At 53.5% G+C, this 12912-nt stretch carries 15 protein-coding genes; 11 read left to right on the top strand and 4 right to left on the bottom strand.

Annotated elements, in window-relative coordinates; all coding sequences use genetic code 11:
* The first annotated feature begins 63 nt into the window (after positions 1-63).
* Together AC2204_RS10255 and AC2204_RS10250 are read left to right on the top strand one after the other, a co-directional pair.
* Complete coding sequence (locus tag AC2204_RS10255; RefSeq protein ID WP_318925475.1) at positions 64-558, top strand: cytochrome c oxidase assembly protein; 495 nt, start codon at positions 64-66, stop codon at positions 556-558.
* Between the two features lie 8 nt (positions 559-566).
* Entirely contained in the window at positions 567-1469 is a 903-nt protein-coding gene (locus AC2204_RS10250) for a cytochrome c oxidase subunit 3 (RefSeq protein ID WP_318925400.1), read from the top strand.
* A 52-nt stretch (positions 1470-1521) separates the two neighbouring features.
* Here AC2204_RS10250 and AC2204_RS10245 read toward each other — a convergent pair whose 3' ends face one another.
* On the bottom strand, positions 1522-1731 hold the full coding sequence (locus AC2204_RS10245) for a DUF2909 domain-containing protein (protein WP_318925399.1): 210 nt from the start codon (positions 1729-1731) through the stop codon (positions 1522-1524).
* 26 nt (positions 1732-1757) lie between these two features.
* Between AC2204_RS10245 and AC2204_RS10240 the strand changes: the two genes are divergently transcribed.
* From AC2204_RS10240 to AC2204_RS10215, 6 genes are all read left to right on the top strand, one after another.
* A complete protein-coding gene (locus AC2204_RS10240) occupies positions 1758-2435 on the top strand; it encodes an SURF1 family protein (RefSeq protein ID WP_318925398.1) in 678 nt (225 codons plus the stop codon).
* Positions 2432-3040 (top strand): cytochrome oxidase, encoded by a 609-nt coding sequence (locus AC2204_RS10235; RefSeq protein WP_318925397.1) that lies wholly within the window; start codon positions 2432-2434, stop codon positions 3038-3040. Before AC2204_RS10240 ends, AC2204_RS10235 begins: the two co-directional genes overlap by 4 nt.
* A gap of 4 nt (positions 3041-3044) precedes the next feature.
* Positions 3045-4115 carry a COX15/CtaA family protein gene (locus tag AC2204_RS10230; protein WP_318925396.1) on the top strand — a complete coding sequence of 357 codons (1071 nt, stop codon included), beginning with the start codon at positions 3045-3047 and terminating at the stop codon, positions 4113-4115.
* The gene (cyoE, locus tag AC2204_RS10225; protein WP_318925395.1) at positions 4108-5067 is read left to right on the top strand and encodes a heme o synthase; all 960 of its coding nucleotides are present in this window, start codon (positions 4108-4110) and stop codon (positions 5065-5067) included. The genes AC2204_RS10230 and cyoE overlap by 8 nt, the downstream gene beginning before the upstream one ends.
* A gap of 128 nt (positions 5068-5195) precedes the next feature.
* Positions 5196-6545 (top strand): MATE family efflux transporter DinF, encoded by a 1350-nt coding sequence (gene dinF, locus AC2204_RS10220; protein WP_318925394.1) that lies wholly within the window; start codon positions 5196-5198, stop codon positions 6543-6545.
* A 104-nt stretch (positions 6546-6649) separates the two neighbouring features.
* Positions 6650-7039, top strand: a complete 390-nt coding sequence (locus tag AC2204_RS10215; RefSeq protein ID WP_318925393.1) for a 3D domain-containing protein — start codon at positions 6650-6652, stop codon at positions 7037-7039.
* Positions 7040-7143: 104 nt separating this feature from the next.
* Here AC2204_RS10215 and nfuA read toward each other — a convergent pair whose 3' ends face one another.
* Together nfuA and AC2204_RS10205 are read right to left on the bottom strand one after the other, a co-directional pair.
* The gene (gene nfuA, locus AC2204_RS10210) at positions 7144-7722 is read right to left on the bottom strand and encodes a Fe-S biogenesis protein NfuA (protein ID WP_318925474.1); all 579 of its coding nucleotides are present in this window, start codon (positions 7720-7722) and stop codon (positions 7144-7146) included.
* Positions 7723-7846: 124 nt separating this feature from the next.
* Positions 7847-8551 carry a ComF family protein gene (locus tag AC2204_RS10205; RefSeq protein WP_318925392.1) on the bottom strand — a complete coding sequence of 235 codons (705 nt, stop codon included), beginning with the start codon at positions 8549-8551 and terminating at the stop codon, positions 7847-7849.
* A gap of 36 nt (positions 8552-8587) precedes the next feature.
* Here AC2204_RS10205 and bioH point away from each other — a divergent pair, with 36 nt between their 5' ends.
* The 3 genes from bioH to AC2204_RS10190 all read left to right on the top strand — a co-directional run bounded on the left by bioH (position 8588) and on the right by AC2204_RS10190 (position 10339).
* On the top strand, positions 8588-9352 hold the full coding sequence (gene bioH / locus AC2204_RS10200; protein WP_318925391.1) for a pimeloyl-ACP methyl ester esterase BioH: 765 nt from the start codon (positions 8588-8590) through the stop codon (positions 9350-9352).
* A 114-nt stretch (positions 9353-9466) separates the two neighbouring features.
* Complete coding sequence (locus AC2204_RS10195) at positions 9467-9841, top strand: hypothetical protein (protein ID WP_318925390.1); 375 nt, start codon at positions 9467-9469, stop codon at positions 9839-9841.
* Between the two features lie 33 nt (positions 9842-9874).
* On the top strand, positions 9875-10339 hold the full coding sequence (locus AC2204_RS10190; RefSeq protein ID WP_318925389.1) for an ATP-dependent Lon protease: 465 nt from the start codon (positions 9875-9877) through the stop codon (positions 10337-10339).
* Between the two features lie 151 nt (positions 10340-10490).
* On the opposite strand, the gene AC2204_RS10185 is transcribed toward AC2204_RS10190, so the two are convergent.
* Positions 10491-12842, bottom strand: coding sequence for a Tex family protein (locus AC2204_RS10185; protein ID WP_318925388.1), 2352 nt, complete (start codon positions 12840-12842; stop codon positions 10491-10493).
* Between the last annotated feature and the right edge of the window lie 70 nt (positions 12843-12912).

Genomic DNA, 12912 nt, shown 5'->3' with positions numbered 1-12912 from the left:
CCGGGCCATGACAGGCCATCAGGCCATCGCGCAAAACAGCGCTCGCTGTGGTCTCTGGTGCTAATGGCGGTGGCGATGTTTGGTTTTGCCTTTGCCCTGGTGCCGCTGTATGACGTGTTTTGCGAAATTACCGGGATCAACGGCAAAACGGCAAATACGCCAACAAGCCAAAGCCGGGAAGTTGATCGCGGGCGGGAAGTCACGGTGGAATTTGTCGCTTATATCAATCCGGGGATGGATTGGATATTCGAGCCGCAAGTTACCCGGGTGGTGGTGAACCCGGGTCAGGTTCAGACGATTAAGTATGCGGCCCGTAATCTGACGGCAAGCCCTTCCGTCGGTCAGGCCGTCCCCTCGGTCTCGCCCGGACCGGCAGCCCGCTATTTCAATAAGATTGAGTGTTTTTGCTTTAATCACCAGCCACTGGCGGCGGGGGGATCGGCTGAGCTGCCCTTGGTTTTTTTTATCGACCCGGAACTGCCGGAAGAGATAAATACCCTGACCCTGGCTTACACGCTGTATAACGCCCAGCCGGCGAGCACGGCACCAACGCAATGAGGTTGAAGATGTCGAATCCATACACAGAGCACGATCCATCCATCCATCAGCCCCATGAGCAATATTATGTGCCGGCAGCGAGTATCTGGCCAATCATCGGGGCGGTGGCGCTGTTTCTTATCGCCCTTGGCGCGGGGGCAACGGTTGGAGGTCTGTTTGGTGGCCAGGGGCCATGGATCCTGCTGGCCGGGGTGGGTGTACTGTTGTTTATGCTAACGGGCTGGTTCCGTGATGTGATCCGGGAGTCGATGGGCGGGCTGTACAGTGCCCAGATGGATCGCTCGTTTCGCCAGGGCATGAGCTGGTTTATTTTTTCGGAAGTGATGTTCTTTGCCGCTTTTTTTGGTGCGTTGTTCTATGCCCGGATGATTGCCGTTCCCTGGCTTGGCGGGGCCGGTAATAATGCGATGACCAACGCGGTATTGTGGCCGGAGTTTATCGCTCAGTGGCCGTTGCTGACCACCCCGGGCGGCACACAAACCCAGGCTATGGGGCCATTCGGGCTGCCGTTGTACAATACCCTGATCCTGCTTACTTCCTCTGTCACCGTCCACATCGCGCATACTGCCCTGGAGCAAGATAAACGCCCCCGCGTCACCTTGTTCTTATTGCTAACGGTCTTGTTAGGCGGCTTATTTGTTTACCTGCAGGGGGTCGAGTATGTCCATGCCTACCATGAAATGGGGCTGACCCTCGATGCCGGGATCTACGGCAATACTTTCTTTCTGCTGACTGGTTTCCACGGCATGCACGTGACTTTGGGCACCATTATTTTATTCATTGTCTGGTGCCGGATAGTGAAAGGCCATTTTTCAGCACAGCAGCATTTTGCTTTTCAGGCCGGTGCCTGGTACTGGCACTTTGTCGACGTGGTGTGGCTGTGCCTGTTTGTGTTTGTTTACATTCTTTAGGGGCGAGGCGGCGAGATTCTAGGTTTTAGGTACTAGCTTCTCGACGCTGAACTCAATATGGCCTGGGGTTTGGCTCGATAGCGCCGGTGGCCACTGCAACCAGCAGAATGGCAAATACGATCACGGAGAACACGATTCGGCGGCCTAGGTAATGCGAGGCAGGTTTTTCAGCCGGGTTGCTTTTGAGCATCAAAGACAAGGCCCGGAACAGATTAAGCACAATGAAGATCAGCAGGCAGACGATGATGGCTTTGATGAGCATGGCGTCTCCGGAACATAAGGATAAGTATGCGAAGGATCGGATTCATACTTTTTACTGTGGCGGTAATGCTGGTATTGGTCAAGTTAGGCCTGTGGCAAATGTCTCGCGGCGAGGAAAAAGAAGCGCTAAATACCGTGCTGGAGCGTCGCAGCGAACAGGTTTATTACAGTTTGGCCAGCTTGCCGGATGATCCGCTGTGGTATGGCTTAACCCTCCCTGGCCGGTTCGATCACAGCAAAGCCGTCCTGCTTGATAATCAGTTATACCGCGGTCAGCCCGGTTACCACCTGCTGTATCCATTTGCCGTTGATGATGGCTGGCTGCTGGTGAATCTGGGCTGGATTGCGGCACCCGTTTACCGTGAACAAGTGCCTGTCTTGCCTGAGCATCACGGTGAGTTACAGATTTCCGGTGTCATTGCTCCGCCTTCACAGCTCATTGAACTGGCGGCAGAGCCGTTAGGGGAAAGCTGGCCGCTGCGGGTACAGAATATTCATCTTGATCAACTCTCACAGCAGATGGAGCTGCCGTTGCAACCGTGGATATTGCAGATCGATCCCGACCATGCGGTGGCATTACAACAAACCTGGATACCGGTCGTGATGGGACCGCAAAAGCACTATGCCTATGCTCTGCAGTGGTTTCTGCTGGCCGTTGCGGTCTCCGGGCTGGCGTTCTGGTGGCTAAAAAGGAGCCGTGTATGAAGAAACATGGAATGTTATTGCTGCTACTCGGGGTCTTCCTGCTGCCCTTGCTACTGGCCAAAATAGTCCTGGATCTTAACTGGTACCAAGGGGGCGTGACCAATCGCGGTCAGCTGCTGGCTTTCCCGCTGGCATCAGACTGGCTGACGGAACCCGGTAAATGGCAGCTGGTCTATTTGTTGCCACCATCGTGTGATGAGCCATGTCAGGGGGCACTGTTTAATTTGCGCCAGGTGCCGCAGGCCATCGGTGCGGATCAGCAGCGCGTCAGCAGTGTAGTACTGGTGGTTGATCTGCCAGCCTCATTCGCCTCGGATAACGCGGTTCAATCTCAGGCTGCGTTCCAAAAGCCGGCGGTTATTATACCCAGTCCAACAGACATGCAGACGCTCACCGCGGGGTTGCAGCTGATGCGGGTACCTGATCATGTGGTGGCTCAGATCGAGACGCTGAAATATGGCACTGCAGCGATTTACCTTGCCGATCCCCTCGGGAACGTGATGATGGCCTACCCGTTAGCGCAAGGCAAAACGGCTATTCTGGCGCAGGGAAAAGATCTGCTGCGCGATTTGAAACGGCTGCTGAAAGTCTCAAGGATAGGTTAAGCCCATGCCATTATTCAGCTTCAAGCATCTTATCTACCTGACCTTTGTCTTGTCTTTGTGCGTTATCGCCTTGGGCGCGTATACCCGCTTAACGGAAGCCGGGCTGGGTTGTCCTGACTGGCCCGGCTGTTATGGTTTTCTTTCGGTACCGCAAGGCAGCGAGCAGCAACTGCTGGCTCAGCAGGCCTTTCCTGATGCGCCCGTTGAGGTGAGCAAGGCCTGGAATGAAATGGTTCATCGCTATTTTGCCGGCAGTTTAGGCCTGCTGATCCTGGTGATCAATATCATCGCCTGGCGACGTCCCGAGACGCCAAAACGGTTGCCTGCCTTGCTGCTGGTTACCGTCATTTTTCAGGCTTTGCTCGGAATGTGGACGGTCACTCTGGTACTGATGCCAGTCGTGGTGATGGGACACCTGCTTGGCGGCTTTACCACCGCGTCTTTACTGCTGCTACTGGCGTTAAGAATCCGTCAGCGTGAGATCCAGCCCTCTTTACCGACAGCGTCTTCATCAGGCCACTCATTTTCGCCACCACAGTCGTTATCATCGTTACAAGTTATGGCGCTGGCGGCGTTGCTGGTGGTCGCAGGGCAGATCGCCCTGGGCGGCTGGACAGCGGCAAACTATGCCGCCGTCGCCTGTACCCAATTGCCGATTTGTGAGGTGGACTGGCAGCGGCACTTTGATCTGAGCGCCTTTGATCTGATCCAGCCTGAGCATGACAGTTATCAATATGGGATTCTGCATTACCACCAGCGCGTCTCGATCCATGTCGCTCACCGGATCGGTGCGATGGTGACGACCATCGTTCTGGTGCTGTTGATGTGGCGTTTATGGCGGCAATCAGTACCGCGTCGGTACAGTTTGGGGATCGGCGCTGTTCTTGCCCTGCAGCTTTGTCTGGGGATCACCAATGTGGTGGCGAGCCTGCCGCTGCTGGTTGCCGTCGGACATAATCTGGTCGGGGTGATCCTGTTACAGATCCTGGTCGCGACTAATTATTATCTTTACTGCTGGCGCGATGTTCAGCGGTACACCGACAAATTGGCACCGGAGGGCAGAAGTCATGGCTAAATCTCAGCTGTTAGGAAGTGGCGCGAGTACTGCTGCCAGCAAAACCACCGTTCAATCCAGCACGGCCCCCCTGCAAAGGGGGAAACCGGCGTTATGGCGTGACTATCTCACCATGACCAAACCGAAAGTGGTGGCAATGCTACTGCTTACTGCCCTGGTCGGCATGTGCCTGGCGGTGCCGGGGATCCCTCCCGCCAAAGTCGTTGTGCTCGGGCTGATGGGGATCGGTTTTCAGTCAGCGGCGGCGGCGGTGTTTAACCATGTACTGGATCGCCGTTTAGATGCTCAGATGGCGCGGACTTATCACCGCCCGTTGGCCAAAGGCCGGGTAGCGACGTATAAAGCGGTGTTATTTGCTTCCGGCTTAATGGTGCTGGGGTTTGCTCTGCTGCTGGCACTAAACGCTCTGACGGCCTGGCTCACCATGGCCAGTCTGGTGGGGTATGCGCTGGTTTATACCGTGTGGCTAAAACATGCCACGCCGCAGAATATCGTGATTGGCGGCTTGGCAGGGGCAGCGCCACCGTTGCTGGGCTGGACGGCGGTGACCGGGCAGCTTGATCCGCACGCCCTGTTACTGGTGATGCTGGTCTTTACCTGGACCCCGCCGCATTTCTGGGCGCTGGCTATCCATCGCAAAGAGGATTACGCCAAAGCAGGTATTCCGATGCTGCCGGTGACGCACGGCATTGAATTTACCAAAACGATGGTGCTGCTCTATACCGTGATCCTGTTTGTGGTTGGCTTGCTGCCCTGGCTGACAGGCATGAGCGGAGGCTTATATCTGATTGGCAGCAGCCTGTTGAATGCCGGTTTTATTGGTTATGCGGTGAAGCTGAAATTTGCCGATACGGTCGGTCACGCCTGGGCCACCTTCAAGTATTCAATCTGGCATCTCTTAGCGCTGTTTGTGGTGCTGCTGGCGGATCACTGGCTAACGGCATTGCTGTAATGGCATTAGATTTATTCCTCTAATCACTGCCGGTGGCTTTTGTCACCGGCAGCAAGTCGCTACACTGTGGTGTCATATTAATTTTCTGATCTCGGTTGAAATCGGTCGTCATCAGGCTGGGGTTTGCAGTGCTAGCAGCGTTAAAGAATGTCTCATTACATCGTCAGGTTTTTGCGCTGGCGATCCCTATGGTGTTATCCAATATTACCGTGCCGCTTCTGGGGCTGGTTGATGCGTCGGTGATCGGCCACCTGGATCAGTCCTGGTATCTGGGCGGGGTGGCCGTGGGGGGCACGATGATTAACATGACCTTCTGGCTGCTCGGTTTTTTACGGATGGCCACGACCGGATTATGTGCTCAGGCCTATGGCGCCAGTGATAAGGATGCGCAAGCCGGGGTGTTCGTTCAGGGCATTGCTATGGCCTGGTTGCTGGCATTGGTGCTGATTGTGTTCCATCAGCCGGTTGCCTCGCTGGTGTTTCACCTCAGCAGTGCCAGTGAAGAGGTGAAGTTTTACGCTGAGCAGTACTTCTCTATTCGTATCTGGGGCGCGCCGGCCGCACTCGCTAACTTTGTCATCATGGGCTGGCTGCTGGGAACGCAGAATGCCCGCTCCCCGATGTGGCTGCTGATCGCCACCAACCTGGTGAATATTGTCCTCGATGTCTTGTTTGTACTCGGATTTGGCTGGAAGGTGCAAGGCGCTGCGGCGGCTTCGGTTATGGCTGACTATAGCGGGTTGTTGCTCGGGCTGTGGTTTGTCTCCCGGCATTGGCTGGCGCAGATGTTGCCCTCGCTCAGAGATAAAATCAGCAGTGTGCGCCATGGTATGGGACGGCTGATGAAACTGAATCGGGATATTTTTCTGCGCAGTTTGTGTTTGCAGCTGACATTTGTCTTTATGACGTTTCAGGGAGCCACGCTGGGTGACAATGTGGTGGCGGCCAATGCGGTACTGATGAGCTTTCTGATGCTGGTGTCGTATGCGATGGACGGTTTTGCTTACGCCATGGAAGCCTTGGTGGGCAAAGCGATCGGGGCGAAAGACCGCAACGCTCTGGGACGATTCCTGATTGGTACCACGTTCTGGAGCCTGATCATCTCTCTTCTTCTGACGCTGGCTTTCACGGTGTTTGGCCGTGAAATTATCGGGGTAATTTCAGATCTTCCTGCGGTACAGCAAGAGGCGATGGAGTATTTACCGTGGCTGGCGGCCGTGCCGTTAGTGTCGATGTGGTGTTTCTTGCTGGACGGTATTTTCATCGGGGCCACCCGGGGCAAAGAAATGCGCAATAGCATGTTTGTTGCGGTATGTTGTTTCTTTGCTATCTGGTGGGGGTTGAGCGATTTTGGCAACCACGCCCTGTGGGCGGCGATGCTCGGTTTCATGGCGATGCGCGGAATTGGCCTGGCGGTCATATTTGCTTACCAATGGCAAAATAATATTTTCCTGGAGCCCGCCAGTGCAAACAATTAGTTAGAAGGATTCAACAGCTATTGATTCTTTCTACGACAAAAAGCGCTATCCATCCGCTTATCGAACTGTTTAAAATGCGCACAATGGTGGAGTGGGTAATTGAGATGAAACGAACGATATGTGTTTTTTTACTGACCGTGATGGCACTTGGCTGGGGGGCCAATGCAGTGGCTCACGGGCAAGTAAAAAATCTTAAAGTGACTGCGACAGCGTACAATTCGGTACGAGCCCAAACGAATACCAACCCCACCCGAGCGGCCTGGGGTGACACGTTAAAGCCCGGAATGAAAGCGATCGCCGTCTCCCGCGATTTGCTGGCAATGGGACTGACCCGAGGCGCGAAAGTGAAAATTTCAGGGCTGGCCGGGGAATACGTGGTGTTGGATAAAATGCACAAGCGCTGGTCACGCAAGATTGATATCTACATGGGCAAAGATATTCAGGCGGCCAGAAACTGGGGACGCCGTTCAGTGACGATTACCCTAATTGACTAGTGCAGATAAAATCGAATGATAAAAAAGCCGCATGATGCGGCTTTTTTGTGGGTAAAAACAGAGATATAAACGTCGAAGACCTTTTAGCTTCTGCTTCTAAGCACTTAATAATACGAATGCTCACCACGGGCGTGTTCGGTAATATCACGAACACCGGTAAGCTCACCGTCAAACTGAGCCAGCAGTTCTTTCTCAATCCCTTCTTTGAGGGTGACATCAACCATTGAGCAGCCATTACAACCACCGCCGAACTGCAGGATGGCTACCCCGTCTTCGGTGATTTCTGCCAAGGAGACGTTACCGCCGTGGCCGGCTAGCTGCGGGTTAACCTGAGTCTGGATAGCATAGTCAACACGTTCCATCAGGGTGGCATCGTCAGACACTTTACGTACTTTGGCGTTAGGTGCTTTCAACGTCAGCTGTGAACCCATTTTGTCAGTAACAAAATCAATTTCAGCATCATCCAGGAAAGGCAGACTTAGCTCATCAATATAAGCTGAGAACAGTTCGAGCTTAATTTCAGTATCGCTCGCTTCAATTGCTTCTGGCGGGCAATAAGAGACACCGCACTCTGCATTTTGAGTTCCGGGGTTAACCACGAAAACTCGGATATTGGTACCCTCAGGCTGCTGGGCAAGAAGCTTGCCGAAGTGCTGCTGAGCGCTTTCAGAAATAGTGATCATAGACACAACGTAATACCTGACTTATTTAGTAAGATTTAACCTATTCTACTCTTAGACGCAGTTTCTATCACCCCCTTATTCTTTGCAACAATGATTTCACCGCCGGTTTGGACGATTTTTGTGATCATTTCATCGTTGGCGTGTAGCAGATACAGTAGATATCAACCCGCTTAACCCCCTCGTTTTGCAGCAGGTGGGTGAGCTCTGTGACCGTGCTGCCGGTGGTCACCACATCATCGACAATGGCGATATGATCAGGCAACGGCTTTGCATTAAGTATAAAGGCTTGGTGCAGGTTTTTCTCGCGCTCCTTTTTCGTCAGCTGTTTCTGAACTTTAGTGTGGCGTATGCGGCAAAAGCCATCGGGCAGACATCGGCTATGGGTATTGTCGGCAATAGCCCGGGCTAAATCACTGCTCTGGTTGAAACCTCGGGAAAAGCGGCGCAAAGGGTGCAGCGGTACCGGCAAGAGAAGCGGTGCCGGCTGATCGATTTGCTGTGCTAGCAGCTGGCCTAAAGGTTGTGCCAGCCAGAATTTTTTGCCGAACTTCAGCTGGTGGATCAGCTGGCTCAACGGAAAACCATATTCGCCCAGTCGGTATAAGCGCTGCCATGGAGGCGGCGATGCGAGGCACTGGCCGCAATGGTTAGCGGGAGCAAGGGTCGTGGCACCGCAATGCGAGCAATAAGGCGGCTGGGGGAAACTGGCCAGGCAATGATGGCACCATACCCGTTCACCGGATGATAATGGCAGGTGGCACAGCTGACATTGCTGATTGATCCATTGAAAGATTGATCTTAGCGATGAAGGGGATAACATCCTTGCCATCCTATGTGTCATTACAGTCGAAGAAAGGAAGTGTAAATGACAACTACGCTACATTGGCAAACGGAAGGGCAAGGTTCGGATCTGGTTCTCATTCATGGCTGGGGAATGAACGGTGCCGTCTGGCAACAGGTTCTGCCGCTGCTGACGCCGCATTTTCGGGTGCACTGGCTTGATTTACCGGGCTATGGCCACAGCCATGAGATGCAGGTCGATAGTATTGAAGAAATGGCACACCTATTGCTTAATAAATCACCAGTGTCGGCAACCTGGTTGGGGTGGTCACTGGGCGGTTTGGTAGCAACTCAGGCCGCCTTGTTAGCCCCGGAGCGGGTCTCGCGTTTAATTACGGTCGCGAGTTCCCCGAGGTTTGCGGCAGAGAACAGATGGCGAGGGATCAAGCCTCAGGTATTGGATGATTTTCGGCAGCAGTTAGGAAAAGACTTTCGGTTAACGGTAGAGCGTTTCATGGCGCTGCAGGCCATGGGGAGTCCAACGGCCAGGCAGGATATTAAGCTGCTTAAACAAGCGGTGCTGTCACGTCCGCAGCCGAATCCGGAAGCCTTATCGGTTGGTCTTCGGCTGCTGGCTGAAGTCGATTTACGGGAACAGGTCGAGCAGATCTCCCAGCCCTGGCTACGGCTGTACGGGCGGTTAGACAGCTTGGTGCCGGTCAAAATTGCGACGGAATTAGATCGACTGGCACCGCGGTCAGAGCGGCAAGTCTTTGCCTCGGCATCGCATGCACCGTTTATTTCTCATCCTGAGGAGTTTGTGCAAGCGTTGCGTAAATTCATCGACTAGGCCTGATTTTTGTCATGTGTGTAGGGTATCGGCAATTATTGTTTAAACTTTCTACAGCGGTTGCCGATAATAAAAACATGGAGTTGCTCGGTTTATTCGACTAGAGAGGCCATAATGACAATAGGAAGCGTTGGCAATAATTCAACTTATTCGCCAGCATCATTACACGGGTCGGCTGCGGTCTCAGTGAAAACTGAAGAAGGGAATCAAGCGGCGGATAAAAACAGTACCGGTAAAGCAGCCCAAACGACGGTCTCTATTTCAGAGCAAGCGAAACGTCAACAAGCGGCTGAAGCAGGTGCACAGGCAACAAAAGCTGATGGAACCACTAAGGCTGAAGCGGCTGGTATGGCCGAGTCTTTTACCTATGGGGCATTGGGGATGGATCATCCCGACGAAGTGAAAAGCAATACCGATGATTTCTATACGGCAGGGCAAGTTTTGTCTGCGATAGGAACGGTTGGCGCTGTGCTGCTCGCTATCGTGTAAACCATTAGCTGATGTTTGGAGAGCCACATCAGCATGATTTTTTCACCTGTGAATGCGGGAGCACCGATCATTGCTCCCTCTGTTAACCCACCAACCGAGCAGACCGCTCGGGATAATCGCGTGCGTGAAAAAATTGTCCCGCCGAGCCAAAGCCCCGAATCTCCCCGGGAAAAACCCTTAAGCAGCGAAGAAAAGCAGCTAAAGAAGCCCTCCTGGGATCCGAGTGAGCACCCTGATTACAGCGAGTTGCCACCGACAGCAGAAAAACAGTATGGCTATCAGGCTGAATTTGAGCTGCTGGTAAAAGCATTATCGGCTGATAGCTACCTGGCCGAAGTCACGGATCTCGGCTATTCGATGCACATTAAATTACCGCGTGAATTGCTTGAACAGCTAGAGAAAATTAACCAGACTGAACGTACCCGCGGGGTGATTGCCCATCGTTATGCCCAGGCGACGGTGCCCAACCCGCCGACCGATTATCTAGTGGTGCTGTAAAGAGGTTATAGAGACGAGTTTTTTTAGATTCGAGTATCTAGGTTAAAGAGGCGAGTTTTTAGGTTCGAGATTCTAGTTTCTAGATTTAAAACCTGAGCCTAGAAAGATCTAGAGACGAGAATCCTCGCCTCTAGCTCCTCGTTACTGTGAACTATTTCTTCGCTTTGGCAAATGCAGCCGCAAAGGCACCGCCCATGGCATTGCCGGAGGCGTTGTTCGCGTTATTACTGCGGTTACTGTTATTACCGCTGTGGTTGCCATTGTTTGGCTTCGAGCGATTGTTCTCCTGACGCTGAGCTTGCGGTTTATGAGCCGGTTTTTCTTGTCCCGGTTCATCGCTCATCCGCATCGACATGGCAATGCGCTTACGCGCCAAGTCCACTTCCATCACTTTGACTTTAACGATGTCACCGGCTTTGACCACTTCGCGGGGATCAGAGACGAACTTGTCTGATAGTGCAGAAATATGGACCAGACCATCCTGATGGACGCCGACATCCACAAAGGCACCGAAGTTGGTGACATTGGTGATCACCCCTTCCAGAACCATTCCCGGGATCAGATCTTTCACTTCATTGACGCCCTCGGCAAACGTAGCGGTTTTGAACTCAGGACGTGGATCGCGGCCGGGTTTATCCAGCTCGCTGATAATATCGGTGACGGTCGGCAGACCAAATTTATCATCGGTGTAATCAGCGGCTTTCAGGCTGCGCAGGAACTCGGTATTACCGATAATGGCCTCTATCGGCTTGCTGTTGTTGGCTGCAATCGTTTTGACTACCGCATAGGATTCCGGGTGTACTGCAGAGCCGTCGAGGGGGTTCTTGCCGTTCATGATACGCAAGAAACCTGCGCACTGTTCAAAGGCCTTAGGGCCTAAACGAGCCACTTTCTTCAGCGTGGTCCGGGCTTCAAAGCGGCCGTGTTCGTCGCGATAATCGACCACGTTCTGAGCCATGGTTTTGCTTAAACCTGCAACCCGGGTCAGCAGCGCCGCAGAGGCGGTATTGACATCTACACCGACGGCGTTGACACAGTCTTCCACCACCGCATCAAGGCGTTTTGCCAGCATGCTCTGGCTGACGTCGTGCTGGTATTGGCCGACACCGATCGATTTCGGATCGATTTTCACCAGCTCAGCCAGTGGGTCTTGCAGGCGGCGGCCGATAGAGACCGCCCCCCGTATTGATACATCGAGGTTCGGGAACTCGTTTGCCGCCAGCTCGGAGGCGGAATAGACCGATGCCCCGGCTTCGCTCACCATCACGCTCTGAATTTTCAGATCGTTATCTTTTAGCAGTTTGGCGATAAAGCTGTCGGACTCACGTGAAGCCGTCCCGTTACCGATGGCAATCAGATTGACCTGATGCTTGTTAAGCAGTGCCAGTATCGTCGCTTCTGACTGCGCGACCTGGCGCTGAGGCTGATGCGGATAAATGGTCGCGGTATCAACCAGCTTGCCGGTGGTATCGATCACTGCAATTTTACAGCCGGTACGCAGGCCCGGATCGAGTGCCAGTGTGGTACGGGGGCCGGCCGGTGCCGACATCAGCAGATCTTTGAGGTTGTCGGCAAAGACCTGCATGGCGCCCTCTTCGGCTTTCTCGCGCAGCGCGCTCATCAGCTCGGTCTCCATGTGCATTAAGATTTTAATGCGCCATGCCCAGCTGATCACCTGCTTGCGCCAGACATCAGCCGGCTGGTTGCCCAGATTCACACCGTAGTGATCGGCAATAATCACTTCGCAGTATGAGCTCCGTACGCCTTCGTCCTGATTGGGATCGGCGTTGAGTGATAACTGCAGGAAGCCTTCATTACGGCCGCGGAACATCGCCAGTGCGCGGTGCGACGGGACGTTGGTCAGTCGTTCGTTATGTTCGAAGTAGTCTTTAAACTTCGCACCTTCCTGCTCTTTGCCATCGACCATGCGTGAAGTGAGTTCGGCATTGGCCAGCAGGTGGCGACGGATCTTGTCCAGCAGGCCGGCATCTTCAGCAAAGCGCTCCATCAGGATGGCACGGGCGCCATCCAGGGCGGCTTTGGTGTCGCTAATGCCCTTGTCGGCACTGATATATTGCTCGGCGGTTGTTGCCGGGTCCTTTTCTGGTTGTTGCCATAAGGTCTCTGCCAGCGGCTCCAGTCCCGCCTCAATGGCTATCTGTCCCTTAGTGCGACGCTTTTGTTTGTAAGGCAGGTACAGATCTTCCAGCCGGGTTTTGCTGTCGGCAGAATAAATGTCCGCTTCTAGCTGCGGGGTCAGCTTCCCTTGCTCGGTAATGGATTTCAGGATGACCTTACGGCGGTCATCCATCTCACGCAGGTAGCCCAGACGGGATTCCAGATTACGTAACTGGGTATCATCCAGCCCGTTGGTGACTTCCTTACGGTAACGGGCAATGAAAGGAACGGTATTACCGTCATCCAACAGAGTCACTGCCGCGGTAACTTGCTCATGACGAACATTCAGTTCGCTGGCAATTATCTGATTGATAGAGTTGCTCATCCGTTGGTATCTCTTGGTTGTCGTTAACCGTTCCATTCTACGGAGGATTCTGGTGGTGACAAGATGCGGT

This window comes from Photobacterium sp. (assembly GCF_057456235.1).
This window is presented reverse-complemented; position numbering and strand designations above follow the sequence as displayed.

Coding starts and splice junctions, on each gene's coding strand:
- AC2204_RS10255 (WP_318925475.1), top strand. CDS start 64: ATGGCGGTGGCGATGTTTGGTTTTGCCTTTGCCCTGGTGCCGCTGTAT.
- AC2204_RS10250 (WP_318925400.1), top strand. CDS start 567: ATGTCGAATCCATACACAGAGCACGATCCATCCATCCATCAGCCCCAT.
- AC2204_RS10245 (WP_318925399.1), bottom strand. CDS start 1,731: ATGCTCATCAAAGCCATCATCGTCTGCCTGCTGATCTTCATTGTGCTT.
- AC2204_RS10240 (WP_318925398.1), top strand. CDS start 1,758: ATGCGAAGGATCGGATTCATACTTTTTACTGTGGCGGTAATGCTGGTA.
- AC2204_RS10235 (WP_318925397.1), top strand. CDS start 2,432: ATGAAGAAACATGGAATGTTATTGCTGCTACTCGGGGTCTTCCTGCTG.
- AC2204_RS10230 (WP_318925396.1), top strand. CDS start 3,045: ATGCCATTATTCAGCTTCAAGCATCTTATCTACCTGACCTTTGTCTTG.
- cyoE (WP_318925395.1), top strand. CDS start 4,108: ATGGCTAAATCTCAGCTGTTAGGAAGTGGCGCGAGTACTGCTGCCAGC.
- AC2204_RS10215 (WP_318925393.1), top strand. CDS start 6,650: ATGAAACGAACGATATGTGTTTTTTTACTGACCGTGATGGCACTTGGC.
- nfuA (WP_318925474.1), bottom strand. CDS start 7,722: ATGATCACTATTTCTGAAAGCGCTCAGCAGCACTTCGGCAAGCTTCTT.
- AC2204_RS10205 (WP_318925392.1), bottom strand. CDS start 8,551: ATGGCAAGGATGTTATCCCCTTCATCGCTAAGATCAATCTTTCAATGG.
- bioH (WP_318925391.1), top strand. CDS start 8,588: ATGACAACTACGCTACATTGGCAAACGGAAGGGCAAGGTTCGGATCTG.
- AC2204_RS10195 (WP_318925390.1), top strand. CDS start 9,467: ATGACAATAGGAAGCGTTGGCAATAATTCAACTTATTCGCCAGCATCA.
- AC2204_RS10190 (WP_318925389.1), top strand. CDS start 9,875: ATGATTTTTTCACCTGTGAATGCGGGAGCACCGATCATTGCTCCCTCT.
- AC2204_RS10185 (WP_318925388.1), bottom strand. CDS start 12,842: ATGAGCAACTCTATCAATCAGATAATTGCCAGCGAACTGAATGTTCGT.